The 12,958-nt window shown below is 61.3% G+C and carries 10 protein-coding genes; 6 read left to right on the top strand and 4 right to left on the bottom strand.

The annotated features are described in order from the left end of the window. Positions 1–335: 335 nt before the first annotated feature. Positions 336–770, bottom strand: coding sequence for a YkgJ family cysteine cluster protein (locus tag BFP92_RS20095; RefSeq protein ID WP_017138625.1), 435 nt, complete (start codon positions 768–770; stop codon positions 336–338). Between the two features lie 236 nt (positions 771–1,006). On the opposite strand from BFP92_RS20095, the gene BFP92_RS20090 reads away from it, so the two are divergent. From BFP92_RS20090 to BFP92_RS20075, 4 genes are all read left to right on the top strand, one after another. Then, entirely contained in the window at positions 1,007–3,457 is a 2,451-nt protein-coding gene (locus BFP92_RS20090) for a glycogen/starch/alpha-glucan phosphorylase (protein WP_065930793.1), read from the top strand. A gap of 170 nt (positions 3,458–3,627) precedes the next feature. After that, entirely contained in the window at positions 3,628–7,152 is a 3,525-nt protein-coding gene (locus tag BFP92_RS20085) for a DUF2339 domain-containing protein (protein ID WP_065930792.1), read from the top strand. Continuing rightward, positions 7,152–8,495: a DUF3999 domain-containing protein gene (locus tag BFP92_RS20080; RefSeq protein ID WP_065930925.1), complete on the top strand. Its 1,344-nt coding sequence runs from the start codon at positions 7,152–7,154 to the stop codon at positions 8,493–8,495. The genes BFP92_RS20085 and BFP92_RS20080 overlap by 1 nt, the downstream gene beginning before the upstream one ends. Before the next feature lie 96 nt (positions 8,496–8,591). Then, positions 8,592–9,602: a class 1 fructose-bisphosphatase gene (locus BFP92_RS20075; RefSeq protein ID WP_003237460.1), complete on the top strand. Its 1,011-nt coding sequence runs from the start codon at positions 8,592–8,594 to the stop codon at positions 9,600–9,602. A 57-nt stretch (positions 9,603–9,659) separates the two neighbouring features. Here the strand turns inward: BFP92_RS20075 and BFP92_RS20070 are convergent, their stop codons facing one another. Together BFP92_RS20070 and BFP92_RS20065 are read right to left on the bottom strand one after the other, a co-directional pair. Beyond that, positions 9,660–9,983, bottom strand: a complete 324-nt coding sequence (locus BFP92_RS20070) for a type II toxin-antitoxin system RelE/ParE family toxin (protein WP_065930791.1) — start codon at positions 9,981–9,983, stop codon at positions 9,660–9,662. Beyond that, positions 9,980–10,252 (bottom strand): type II toxin-antitoxin system Phd/YefM family antitoxin, encoded by a 273-nt coding sequence (locus tag BFP92_RS20065; protein WP_065930790.1) that lies wholly within the window; start codon positions 10,250–10,252, stop codon positions 9,980–9,982. Before BFP92_RS20065 ends, BFP92_RS20070 begins: the two co-directional genes overlap by 4 nt. A gap of 221 nt (positions 10,253–10,473) precedes the next feature. Here BFP92_RS20065 and BFP92_RS20060 point away from each other — a divergent pair, with 221 nt between their 5' ends. Both BFP92_RS20060 and BFP92_RS20055 read left to right on the top strand, forming a co-directional pair. Beyond that, a complete protein-coding gene (locus BFP92_RS20060) occupies positions 10,474–10,728 on the top strand; it encodes a hypothetical protein (RefSeq protein WP_017849914.1) in 255 nt (84 codons plus the stop codon). Between the two features lie 30 nt (positions 10,729–10,758). Next, on the top strand, positions 10,759–11,328 hold the full coding sequence (locus BFP92_RS20055; protein ID WP_028615380.1) for a lipocalin family protein: 570 nt from the start codon (positions 10,759–10,761) through the stop codon (positions 11,326–11,328). A gap of 118 nt (positions 11,329–11,446) precedes the next feature. On the opposite strand, the gene BFP92_RS20050 is transcribed toward BFP92_RS20055, so the two are convergent. After that, entirely contained in the window at positions 11,447–12,811 is a 1,365-nt protein-coding gene (locus BFP92_RS20050) for a formimidoylglutamate deiminase (protein WP_065930789.1), read from the bottom strand. Between the last annotated feature and the right edge of the window lie 147 nt (positions 12,812–12,958).

Raw genomic sequence — 12,958 nt, 5'->3', positions numbered from 1 at the left:
GTTAACTCAGGCTGAATGAAAAACGCCCCCGGTCGAAAGGCCGGGGGCGTTTTTTTATGCCTGATTGTTCCCACGCTCTGCGTGGGAGACGCTCCGCGTCCCGCTTTAAGGGCGGACGCAGAGCGTCCAGGGCTGCATTCCCACGCGGAGCGTGGGAACGATCATCAGAGAACTGAGTTAACTCGGGCTGAATGAAAAACGCCCCCGGTGCCGATCATTCCCACGCTCTGCGTGGGAATGCCGCTTGGGACGCTCCGCGTCCCGCTTTTAAGGGCGGACGCAGAGCGTCCAGGGCTGCGTTACCACGCGGAGCGTGGGAACGATCTTCACGATCATCAGAACTTGTCGAGGGTCCGCAAATTGGTCTCGCGCACCACTTCTTTGGGCTTATACGCGCAATACCCCGGCCGTGGCCCGATTTTCGGGTGGTTGCGGCAAGTATCCGGGCGCTTGTCATAAATAGTGCAGAAGCGCGTCTTACGATCCAGGTACAGGCAGTCGTTGTTGCTCATGCGCTGGAGGGTAAAGATCTCGGATTTGTTGTTGTAGCGCTCGACGATGCCTTCCTTCTGCAAACGCTTGGCGATGTTCTTCGGCGGGTCGCCGCGCTCGAACTCATCGACGATGCCAATGCGGATCAGGTCCTTGATCTTCACCTCGACCGGCAGCGTGCAGCAGCTGGACACGCAGCCGCCGCACATGTGGGCGGAATATTTCTGCCAGGTCTCTAGACGGTCGAGTTCCGCGGCGGCGATCAGTTGAGGCTTCATCAAGGTTCCAAGGTGGGGCTGTATCCGGGCGCGCGATCATACCGGGATTGGTGGTTTTTTGAACAATATTTTGCAGATTTCATCTCCAACGGTGCAGGGGTGAAAAGCAGGCACGGCCCCTGCATCAATTTCCGGCAATGGTGAATGAGTTAAAAAACTGCCGAACCAGCACGTCTACCGTCTGTCAGACCGACTAGGCTCTAGCAACTCCTTCAATCTCGCCCGAGGTCGCACCGATGTCTCAGGAACCGCTTGCACGAGAAGCAGAGGTAGCCGCATTCCGCGATGCTGTCTTGACCAAACTCACTTACGCGGTGGGCAAGGACCCGGATCACGCCTTCGACCACGACTGGTTCGAAGCCATTGCCCTGGCCGCACGCGACCAGATGGTCGACCACTGGATGAACCACACGCGGCGCATCTACCGCAAAGGCCAGAAGCGGGTGTATTACCTCTCGCTGGAATTCCTGATCGGCCGTTTGCTCTACGACAGCCTGAGCAACCTGGGTGTGTTGGAGATTGCCCGCGAAGCCCTGTCCGAGCTGGGCGTGGACCTGGAGCGCATCCGCCTGCTGGAGCCCGACGCGGCGCTCGGCAACGGTGGCCTGGGCCGCCTGGCCGCGTGCTTTATGGAAAGCATGTCGACCCTGGGCATTGCCGGCCACGGCTATGGCATCCGCTATGAACACGGCCTGTTCCGCCAGGCGATCGTCGACGGCTGGCAGCAAGAGCAGACCGAGCGCTGGCTGGATTTCGGCAACCCGTGGGAGTTCGAGCGCGCCGAAGTGATCTACCCGATCGGCTTTGGCGGCAGCGTCGAAACCCTGGCGGACGCCTCCGGCAAAATGATCCAGGTATGGACGCCTAACGAAACCGTGCGCGCAGTGGCGTACGACACGCCGGTGGTCGGCTGGCGCGGTGCCAGTGTGAACACCCTGCGCCTGTGGCGTGCCCGTGCGGTAGAAGACCTGCACCTGGAGCGCTTCAACGCTGGTGACCACTTGGGCGCCGTAGCGGAAGTGGCCCGCGCCGAAAGCATCTCCCGAGTGCTTTACCCGGCCGACAGCACCGAAGCAGGGCAGGAATTGCGCCTGCGCCAGGAATACTTTTTCGTCTCCGCCTCGCTGCAAGACTTGCTGCGCCGCCACAAGAACATGCACGGCTCGGTCCTCAGCCTGGGCGAACACGCCGCGATTCAGCTCAACGACACGCACCCGTCCATCGCCGTGGCTGAGCTGATGCGCCAACTGGTCGACCTGCATGACATCCCGTGGGAAGCCGCGTGGGATGTGACGGTTGAAACCCTTTCCTACACCAATCACACCTTGTTGCCCGAAGCGTTGGAAACCTGGCCTGTCGGTTTGATGGAACGCATGCTGCCTCGGCACATGCAGATCATCTACCTGATCAACGCCCAGCATATCGATTCGCTGCGCGCCAAGGGCATCCACGATTTCGACGTATTGCGCGCCGTGTCCCTGATCGAAGAAGACAATGGCCGCCGCGTGCGCATGGGTAACCTGGCGTTTCTGGGCTCCCACAGCGTCAACGGCGTTTCCGGGCTGCACACCCAGTTGATGCGCAGCACGGTGTTCTCTGAAATGCACAAGCTGTACCCGGAGCGCATCAATAACAAAACCAACGGCATTACCTTCCGCCGCTGGCTGTACCAGGCCAACCCCAAGCTCACCGAGATGCTGGTGGAAGCCCTTGGCCCGGACCTTCTCGACAAGCCCGAAGAACGCCTGGTGGAACTGGAGCCGTTCGCCGAGAAGCAGGCGTTCCGCAAAGCCTTCGCCGAACAGCGCCTGCACAGCAAGAGGGCACTGGCCGAGATCATCCACGAGCGCCTGGGCATTTCGGTGAACCCGGCGGCGATGTTCGACGTGCAGGTCAAGCGGATCCACGAATACAAACGCCAACTGCTCAACCTGCTGCACACCGTGGCCTTGTACCAGGCAATCCGCGCCGAGCCAGGCACCGATTGGGTGCCGCGCGTGAAAATCTTCGCGGGCAAGGCGGCGGCCAGCTATCACCAGGCCAAGTTGATCATCAAGCTGACCAACGACATCGCTCGCACCGTGAACAACGACCCGACCGTGCGCGGTTTGCTCAAAGTGGTGTTCCTGCCCAACTACAACGTGAGCCTGGCGGAAAGCATCATCCCGGCGGCGGATTTGTCGGAGCAGATTTCCACTGCCGGTTTTGAGGCGTCGGGCACCAGCAACATGAAGTTCGGCCTTAACGGCGCGCTGACCATCGGCACCATGGACGGCGCCAACGTGGAGATGCACGAGCGCGTGGGCGCCGAGCATATGTTTATCTTCGGCCTCAGCGCCCAGCAGGTCGAAGCCCGCAAGCACGCCGGTGAGTTCAACGCGGGGCCGGACATTGCCGCCTCCCATCGCCTGAACGATGTGCTGCAAGCGATCCGTGGCGGGGTGTTCTCGCCGGATGATCCGGGCCGCTATGTGGGCTTGATCGACGGGCTGATCGACTACGACCGCTTCCTGGTATGCGCCGATTTCGACGCTTACTGGGACGCCCAGGCACGGGTCGAGGCGCATTGGCATGATTCCAAGGCCTGGTGGCGCTCGGCGGTGCTTAATACGGCGCGCATGGGCTGGTTCAGCTCGGACCGTACCATCCGCGAATACGCCACCGAGATCTGGAAAGCCCTCGACTAAACACCGCAAGACAAAGTGTGGGAGCGGGCTTGCTCGCGAATGCGGAGGGTCAGTTAACAAATATGTCGACTGGCACCCCGCTTTCGCGAGCAAGCCCGCTCCCACATTAGCTTTGCGTCGATATACTAGGCCCCGGTTTGCCCGCCTCGGGCTGCTTAGGGATATCGACCATGCAATGGATTTTCATGCTGATTGGCCTGGCGCTCGGTTGGGCGTTCGATGAGTCGTTTTCGGACGCCGGCATCGGTGCATTGCTGGGCTTGGGCATTGGCCAGGCGATTCGCCTGTCCAGGCTGTCGGCCCAGGCGGAGCAACAAGCGCGTCAGTTGGAAACCACGCAGAAGGCGCTGATCGCCCTGGGCGAACGCTTGCGCCAGTTGGAGGTGCCGACGCCGACCCGCAACGAAATCGTCGAACCCCTCATCCCTGAGCCCGCACTTGTTGTTGAAAGGCCCGAGCTTGTTTGGGAATTGCCCGCCGAACTGGCGCCTGTCGCCATGACGGCCGAGGCCAGCCAGCCGTTGCCGGATGACGTCTGGGCCCAGGCGCCGACGCCGGCACCGGCCCCCGCGCCGAAAGAACCTGCTATCCCCCGTGGCCCCAACCTGATCGAGCGCGCCATCGGCGGCGCACGCAATTGGCTGTTCGGCGGCAACACTGTGCTGCGCGTTGGCGTGGTGCTGCTGTTTCTTGGCCTGGCCTTTTTGCTGCGTTATGCCACCGAAGGCGTGGTGGTGCCGATTGAACTGCGTTATGCCGGGGTTGCCGCTGCCGCCATCGGCCTGTTGGGCCTGGGTTGGTGGTTACGGCTGCGCAACAGCAATTACGGCCTGATGCTGCAAGGTACCGGGATTGCCGTGTTGTACCTGACGGTGTTTGCCGCGATGCGCTTGCACCCCTTGATCGACCCGAGCGCCGCATTGGGCCTGCTGGTGGCGGTCACGGTGTTCTCGGCCATCCTGGCGATCACCCAGGATGCCCTCGGCCTGGCCTGCGCAGCGGCGCTGGGTGGGTTTGCCGCGCCGATTCTGACCTCAACCGGCGCCGGCAACCATGTGGCGCTGTTCAGTTACTTTGCCTTGCTCAACGCCGGCATTCTGGCCATCGCGTGGTTCAAGGCCTGGCGTCTGCTCAACCTGATCGGATTTGTCGGCACCTTCGGCATAGGCTTCGCCTGGGGCATGCGCTCCTACACGCCGGAACTGCTGTGGAGCACCGAGCCGTTCCTGATCCTGTTTTTCCTGATGTACCTGGCCATCGGCCTGTTGTTCGCCCGCCGCAAGCTGCAAGAGGTGGGCGATGCGCCCGAAGGCCGTGAGGCGCTGCTGCGCTGGTCGGCGGCCAAGGGTGATTATGTCGATGGCAGCATGCTGTTCGGCCCGCCGTTGGCAGGCTTTGGCTTGCAGTTCGCCGTGGTGCAGCACCTGGAGTTTGCCGCCGCGTTCAGTGCCCTGGGTTTAGGCCTTATCTACATGGGCTTGGCTCGTATGCTGAGTGGCGGGCGCGCCTTGCTGCTGGCCGAAACCTGCCTGGCGCTGGGCGTGATCTTTGCCAGCCTGGCAATTCCGCTGGGCCTCGACGCGCGCTGGACGGCGGCGGCCTGGGCGGTGGAGGGGGCCGGTATCTTCTGGCTCGGCTTGCGTCAGCAGCGGCCGTTGGCTCGCGCGTTTGGCCTGTTGTTACAGTTGGGGTCGGCGCTGGCGTTCCTCAGCGAACTGCGCGTTGGCGAGTTGACCCTGCTCGACGGTGCCCCACTGGGCGCGCTGTTGCTGGGCGCAGCGCTGTTGTTCAGCTTCGATCAGTTGCGCAAGGCCTCGACCGAACAAGCCGCGGGCTGGGAGCGCAACGGCCTGCCCGTGCTGGCGAGCCTGGGCCTGACCTTTTTGTACCTGCTTGCGCCGTTGTTGTTGCTGACCCAAGGCACCGCCATCAGTTGGGCAATCGCCGGTCTGCTGACATTGTTTGTCGGCCTGCGCATCGGCTCGCGCACCTTCCTGTTCGCTGCCTTCGGTGTGCAATTGCTCGGCGGGGCGTTGTTCCTCCTGCGCTTGCAGGGCGGTGATGGGGCCGCGGTATTCAGTGCCGGCTGGACCGGCTTGTTGACCGCCTCGTTGATCGGCCTGGCGTTGGTCGGCGGCATGCTGTTGGCCGCGCGCGATGACCTGGTGCGCAGCGATGTGCGGCTGTTGCGCGGGTTGTCGGTGGTGCTGCTGGCCGGCTTGGTGTTGATCAACCTCGCGGTGCTGTTTGTACTGCCATGGGAAAGCGCCAGCGGCGTATGGGCGGCCAGTGGCTTGCTGATCATCTGGTTGAGCCTGTACCTGCAACAACGCGTGAGTTTCGTGTTTGGTTTGCTGCTGCAAATAGTGGGTGGCGCCTCGTTCCTGTTGGCGGTGCCGCAGTTGCTCGGGCCGTTGAGCAGCGAGGGCTTGCGCCCCTTGGCGCACAGCGGTTTCTGGACGCCGATGGTGCTGGGCCTGGCGGCAATGGTGGGCGCCTGGCGCTTGCAACGTGAACCGCAGGCGCCGGTGTTTGCCGTGTTGAAATTGCAACGCCTGTCCGACCTGCTGCTGGTGTGGGGCGCGGCCTGGTGGGCATTGGCGTTGATCGGCGAAGTGCTGCGGTTTATCCCGCAGGCGCTGCAAGGCGCATTTTTGCTCGGTATCGCGGCGGTGAGCGTGGCGATCTGGGCGCTGTTGGCCGCACGTTTGCGCTGGGCATCTCTGGGCATGCTGTGCGCCTTGCTGATGCCGGCGGCGGGCGTGGTGTTGCTGGTGTCTGCCCATGATTACTACCACCCGGCGGCGCAGTACGGCTGGCTGGCGTGGTTGGCGGTGTTTGGGGTGCATTTCATCGCGCTGCGCCGTTTGGCGGCGGTGGTGCCGGGCACGGTAGTGAGCATCGCTCATGTGCTCGGCTGCTGGATGTTGATCGGTGTGTTGGCGCTGGAGCTGCGTTACGGCCTGTTGCTGCTGTCGAGCGAGTACAACGCCTGGCGCTGGCTGGGTTGGGCGATTCTGCCAAGCCTGTACCTGGTGCTGGCGGCGGCACCGCGCAGCTGGCCGTGGCCGGTGTCGGCCTACCCGCGTGAATACCGTGTGCTGGCCGCGTTGCCGCTGGCGGTATTGATGCTCGGCTGGTTCTGGTTGGCGAACATCTTCAGCGACGGCACGGCGAAACCGCTGCCGTACGTGCCATTGCTCAACCCGTTGGACGTGGGCCTGCTGTTCGCATTGCTGGGTATTTACCTGCGGTCGCGCAGCGTGGCGCCGCAGCGCGGGCCGCGTGCAGAGCTGATCGCCCAAGGTGTCGCGGGGGCTTCGCTGTTTGCCTTCTTCACGGCCTTGGTGATGCGCACCGCCCACCATTGGGTGGGCGTGCCGTTCCAGCTGGAGGCCTTGCTGGCGTCCATGTGGGTGCAGGCCGGCTTGTCGCTGGTCTGGACCCTGATCGCCCTGGGCCTGATGATCGGCGGCCACCTGCGCCATCGTCGCGAAGTGTGGCTGATCGGCGCGGCGTTGATTGCGGTGGTGGTCGCCAAGCTGTTCTTTGTCGAGCTGAGTAACCGTGGCGGGCTGGCGCGGATCGTGTCGTTTATTGGTGTGGGCGGGCTGTTGCTGGTGGTGGGTTACTTTGCACCGCTGCCGCCCAAACGCGTCGAGCCGGTGTTGGAAACTGAAGGAGCATCCTCTTGATCGGTAAGTTGAGCGTGATTGCGTTGGGCATGTGTTCGACGTTGTCGGTGTGGGCGCAAGAGACGCCCGCCGACTTCACCACACAGGTGCCGTTGGCGGTCAGTGGCAACGGGCCGTGGTATCGCCTGGCGTTGCCGCTGTCGGTGCAATTGAGCGCGCGCCAGGCGGATCTTGGTGATGTGCGCGTGTTCAATGCCGCCGGCGAGCCCCAGGCTTACGCGCTGTCGCGCCAGTCCGCGCAACGCACCGAAAGCCGCGACGTGACGGATGTGAAGTGGTTCCCGCTGTACGCCGCCGACACCCGTGAAAGCGTGCCGGATGTGGTGATGAAGTCCACTGCCGAAGGCACCTTGCTGCAAGTGCTGCCGCCTAAAACCGGCGCGCAAGTGTTGCGTGGCTGGGTGCTGGACGCCAGTTCGATCAAGGCGCCGTTGCAGCAGTTGAGCCTGGACTGGAGCCGCGAGCAGGACGGTTTCCAGCGTTTCAGCATTGAAGCCAGTGATGACTTGCAGCACTGGCAGGCGTGGGGCGACGGGCAAGTGGCGCGCTTGTCGTTTGCCGACGAGCGTGTCGAGCAGCATGACGTGAGCTTGCCGGGGCAAACGGCGCGTTATCTACGCCTGGTGTGGCAAGGGCAGGCGGCACCGCAGTTGACGTCGGCCAAACTGGTCAGCGCGACCAGCAGCAGCTTGCCGCTGCCGTTGGTGTGGTCGCAGCCGCTGTCGGGTACGCGGCTCAAGGCCGGTGAATACAGCTGGCAGCTGCCGACGGGGCTGTATGTGGAGCGCTTGCGCGTCGAGCTCAAGCAGCCCAACACGCTGGCGCCCGTGACGTTGGCGGGGCGGCGCGAAGCCAATCAGGCCTGGCAGCCGTTGAGCAATGGCTTGTTGTATCGCCTGACCCAGAATGGCCAGGACGTGGTGCAGGATGAATTGCAATTGCCTGGCGTTGCCGTGGGTGAGCTCAAGTTGCAGGTGGACGAGCGCGGCGGTGGCCTGGGCGTGGAAGCGCCGGCATTGCGTTTTGCTGTGCGCGCCACGCAGTTGGTGTTCCTGGCGCGCGGTGAGCCGCCGTTTACCCTGGCGTTGGGCAACCCGTCGGTAAAGGCCGCTAACTTGCCGCTGTCGACGCTGATTCCCGACTACAGCGCCGAGCGTATCAAGACCTTGGGGCAGGCCACGGTCACAGGCGACGTGACGGTCAAATCGCCTGCGATTGCCGTTTCGCCCGAAGCGGGCACCGACTGGAAGAAACTCGGCCTGTGGGCCGTGCTCCTGCTGGGTGTGGCGGCGCTAGGGGCGATGGCCTACAGTTTGTTGCGTGCACCGGCGGCCAAGCCGTGAACTCTATTGGGGTTAAATCCTCTGATTAGAGGAAATAACCCTCGACTCGCGTTAAACTGCGCGGGTTTTTAAGCCCCCCATTTTCCGGAGCCTTCCATGTCCCGCGTTACCCTGAGTCGCTATTTGATCGAGCAGACCCGCAGCAACAACACGCCTGCCGATCTGCGCTTCCTTATCGAAGTGGTGGCGCGTGCTTGCAAGGAAATCAGCCACGCCGTGTCCAAAGGCGCACTCGGTGGTGTTCTGGGCAGCATGGGCACTGAAAACGTCCAAGGTGAAGTGCAGAAGAAGCTCGATGTGATTTCCAACGAAATCCTGCTCGAAGCCAACGAATGGGGCGGTCACCTGGCCGGCATGGCGTCCGAAGAAATGGACAACGCCTACCAGATCCCGGGCAAGTACCCGAAGGGCGCGTATCTGCTGGTGTTCGACCCACTGGACGGCTCGTCCAACATCGACATCAACGCACCGGTCGGCACCATCTTCTCGGTACTGCGCTGCCCGAATGAATACCTGAGCCAGAACGAAGCCCTGAACGAAAAGGCCTTCCTGCAGCCAGGCACCGAGCAGGTGGCTGCCGGCTACGCCATCTACGGCCCGCAGACCATGCTGGTGCTGACCCTGGGCGACGGCGTTAAAGGCTTCACCCTGGACCGCGAAATGGGCAGCTTCGTGCTGACCCACGAAGACATCACCATTCCGGCTTCCACCCAGGAATTTGCCATCAACATGTCCAACCAGCGTCACTGGGAAGAGCCCGTGACCCGCTACGTGGGCGAGTTGATGGCCGGCGAAGAAGGCCCGTTGAAGAAGAACTTCAACATGCGCTGGGTCGCTGCGATGGTGGCGGACGTGCACCGCATCCTGACCCGTGGTGGCCTGTTCATGTACCCACGTGACAGCCGCGAACCTTCCAAGCCGGGCAAGCTGCGCTTGATGTACGAAGCCAACCCGATGTCGTTCCTGGTTGAGCAAGCAGGCGGCGCGTCCACCGACGGCCACCAGCGCATCCTCGACATCCAGCCGGAAGGCCTGCACCAGCGCGTGGCGGTGTTCCTGGGCTCGAAGGAAGAAGTTGAGCGTGTGACGGCTTATCACAAGAAGTAAAAATTTGTGATGATCAAAAAGCCCCGAAATGCTTTCAGCGTTTCGGGGCTTTTTTATTTACTGGATAAGATTTTTCAGCAGCAGTGCCTGCAAGTTTTTTCGAGTGTCGGCGATGATGTGGACATAGATGGTTTGTTCACGGATTTCGTAGATGATCCGGTTCATGCCACTCACCACTTGGCGATACTGGCTCATATTCAGCCGCTCGATTTCTTCCGGTATCGAGCCTGCATAAGGCTGAGTTTCGAGGCGGCGCATAGCTTGTTTCAACGATTCAAAGGTCGTTTGCCAGGTTGACGCAGAGAATTGTCGAATGAGGTATGACTTGATGTCTTTAAGGTCGTTCTTTGCTGAGTGAAGAATCACAACCCTGAACGTCATTGAGCGTCGTCCTTGTCCAGCTCTGCGAATACGTCCTCCATATCCTCAAACTGGCCTGATTCAATCTGTCGATTACCCAAGGCCAAAAGCTTTAACAAGGCCATGGTTTCCGCCTGTTCTTCAAAGCTCTTCACGTCCATCACCACCAGCTTTGCCTCACCGTTTTGAGTGATAACCAGCGGTTCGCGGCTTTCTGTGAGGGTTTTGACGATCTCGGCCGTATGGCTTTTCAGGTAGCTGATCGGTTTTATCTGGGATGAGAATTTCACGGGTAAGCCCTTGCTCGATGTTGGACCGATATTAGTCTTTATTTGGTCTTGTCGTAGCGCTGGACTGATGAAAGGTTGAGGTTTTGCGTTCGAAAAGGCGCTGAAAAGGACCCGTGCGCAGAAAAAAGAAATACCACCCCCTATCGGGAACCAGACACCCCTTTTCCCTTCTAAGCTTCTGGCAGATACCCCAGCTGCTTTGTCTCTCCAGGAGCTTTTCCATGTCTTTACGCCGTCTCGCTTTGCTGGCTTTTTGCGTGCTGTTAGCCGCGTGCAGCAAGGTCAATCAAGAAAATTACGCAAAGCTGTCGGCTGGCATGGCCAAGGCCGAGGTGGAGTCGTTGCTGGGTAAGCCGACCGATTGTTCCGGTGCGCTGGGCATGTCCAGTTGCACGTGGGGCGATAAAAACAGCTTTATCAGCGTGCAGTACGCCGGTGACAAAGTTCTGATGTTTTCCGGGCAAGGCCTGAAGTAAACCGGGGCGCGAGCCTGCGGGAGAAGAAGAATGATGCGTTTTGTTTTGTTTCTTTGCGCCAGTCTGTTTTTGGCGGGCTGCGCCAGCCATTCTGGCGATGATCTGCAACCCAAGACCGCGAGCAACGTCAACCTCAAGCGTTACCAGGGCACCTGGTATGAGTTGGCCCGATTGCCGATGTACTTCCAGCGCAACTGCGCGCAGTCCGAAGCTCGCTACACCCTGTTGCCGGATGGCGACATGTCGGTGTTCAACCGCTGCCTGACTACAGAGTGGAAGTGGGAAGAAGCCAAGGGCACGGCCACGCCGCAAGTGCCGGGCAAGACCGACAAGCTCTGGGTGGAATTCAATAACTGGTTCACGGCGCTGCTGCCGGGCGTCGCCAAGGGCGATTACTGGGTGCTGTACGTGAGTGATGACTACAAGACCGCCATCGTCGGCAGCCCGAGCCGACGCTACATGTGGATCTTGTCGCGCACCCCGACGGTGAGTGCCGACACCCGCGAAGACCTGCTGAGCAGGGCGCGCCAGCAGGGTTATGACACCACGCGGTTGATCTGGCGTACGTCGGACAAACAGATGGCGAAGACTTCGCAATAAACCTGAGAGTACCGCCGATCAAAAATGTGGGAGCGGGCTTGCTCGCGAATACGGAGTGTCAGTCGACAGATAAGTTGGCTGATCCACCGCTTTCGCGAGCAAGCCCGCTCCCACATTTTTAACCGAGCAAGTCTTTCAATACTTGGGTGAACGCCCGGCTGCTGTCTTCTTCGCCGGCATGATGCCCATCGCGCACCACCCACTTGCCGTTGACCAGCACATCGCGCACTTGGCGATCACCACCGGCGAACAGCCAGCGATTGAGAATCCCATCCTCGGTCGCCGTCGCCAGGTACGGGTCATTGCCATCCAGCACAATCCAATCTGCCCGCTTGCCCACTTCCAACCGACCAATCGGCTGCCCCAACGCTTGGGCGCCGCCGTCGAGTGCAGCATCGAACAACGTGCGGCCAACCATCGGCTGATCACTGCGATACAGACGGTTGCGCCGCTGGTCCCGCAGGCGCTGGCCATATTCGAGCCAGCGCAACTCCTCCACCACACTCAGTGACACATGGCTGTCGGAACCGATACCCATGCGCCCGCCTTGAGCGAGGAAATCCACCGCCGGGAAAATCCCATCGCCCAGGTTGGCTTCGGTGGTCAGGCACAAGCCGGCGATTGCCCGGCTCTTGGCCATTTGCGTGACTTCGTCGGCGTCAGCATGGGTGGCGTGCACCAGGCACCAACGCTCATCCACTTCCACATTGTCATACAGCCATTGCAGCGGGCGTTTGCCGCTCCAGGCCAGGCAGTCGTCGACTTCTTTTTGCTGCTCGGCAATGTGGATATGCACCGGGCACGCCTTGTCACTGGCGGCCAGCACAGCGTTGATCTGTTCGGGTGTGACGGCACGCAACGAGTGGAAACACAGGCCCAACTGCTGCGCTGGCTGCGCCGCCAGAATGGGTTTCAGGCGTGCTTGCAGGTCCAGGTAATCTTCGGTGCTGTTGATAAAGCGCCGCTGGCCGTCATTCGGCGCCTGGCCACCAAAACCGGAGTGGGTGTAGAGCACTGGCAGCAACGTCAGGCCGATGCCACTGCTGGCCGCCGCCTGGCTGATCTGCCGCGACAGCTCCGTGCGATCGGCATACGCCTGGCCGCTGACGTCGTGGTGCACATAATGAAACTCGGCCACCGAGGTGTAGCCGGCCTTGAGCATCTCGATATACAGCTGGCGGGCGATGACCTGCAATTGCTCGGGGTTGATCTTGCCGACCATGCGGTACATCAAGTCGCGCCAGGTCCAGAAGCTGTCATTCGGGTTGCCGGCCACTTCGGCCAAACCGGCCATGGCGCGCTGGAACGCATGGGAGTGCAGGTTGGGCATGCCCGCCAAAACCGGGCCTCTGAGCCGTTCGGCGTGGTCTGCGCTGGCATTGGGCTCAACCTGGGTCAGCACGCCATCGGCGCTGACTTCAAAGCGTACATCGTTGGCCCATCCATTAGGCAGCAGCGCGCGTTCGGCAAAGAAAGCGGACATGATCAAGGCACCCCGGTCGTGTGTTTATTTGTATATACATATACAGACGTTTGCCTGCTCGGTAAACTCCGGCAATCTATGCATCTTTTCCCCCTGCAAGGATTCCCTGTGCCGACTCCGCCTGCCAAGTCTTCGCTGGCTGCCCAC

This window comes from Pseudomonas sp. 58 R 3, from assembly GCF_900006605.1.
Taxonomy (GTDB): domain Bacteria; phylum Pseudomonadota; class Gammaproteobacteria; order Pseudomonadales; family Pseudomonadaceae; genus Aquipseudomonas; species Aquipseudomonas salomonii.
The sequence above is the reverse complement of the archived record's forward strand: the minus strand, read 5'-3'. Positions and strand labels throughout refer to the sequence as shown.

Excerpts from the sequence above, each read along its gene's own strand:
- BFP92_RS20070 (WP_065930791.1), bottom strand. The coding sequence starts at position 9,983 with ATGACGTTCAGGGTTGTGATTCTTCACTCAGCAAAGAACGACCTTAAA.
- BFP92_RS20075 (WP_003237460.1), top strand. The coding sequence starts at position 8,592 with ATGTCCCGCGTTACCCTGAGTCGCTATTTGATCGAGCAGACCCGCAGC.
- BFP92_RS20090 (WP_065930793.1), top strand. The coding sequence starts at position 1,007 with ATGTCTCAGGAACCGCTTGCACGAGAAGCAGAGGTAGCCGCATTCCGC.
- BFP92_RS20060 (WP_017849914.1), top strand. The coding sequence starts at position 10,474 with ATGTCTTTACGCCGTCTCGCTTTGCTGGCTTTTTGCGTGCTGTTAGCC.
- BFP92_RS20055 (WP_028615380.1), top strand. The coding sequence starts at position 10,759 with ATGATGCGTTTTGTTTTGTTTCTTTGCGCCAGTCTGTTTTTGGCGGGC.
- BFP92_RS20050 (WP_065930789.1), bottom strand. The coding sequence starts at position 12,811 with ATGTCCGCTTTCTTTGCCGAACGCGCGCTGCTGCCTAATGGATGGGCC.
- BFP92_RS20095 (WP_017138625.1), bottom strand. The coding sequence starts at position 770 with ATGAAGCCTCAACTGATCGCCGCCGCGGAACTCGACCGTCTAGAGACC.
- BFP92_RS20085 (WP_065930792.1), top strand. The coding sequence starts at position 3,628 with ATGCAATGGATTTTCATGCTGATTGGCCTGGCGCTCGGTTGGGCGTTC.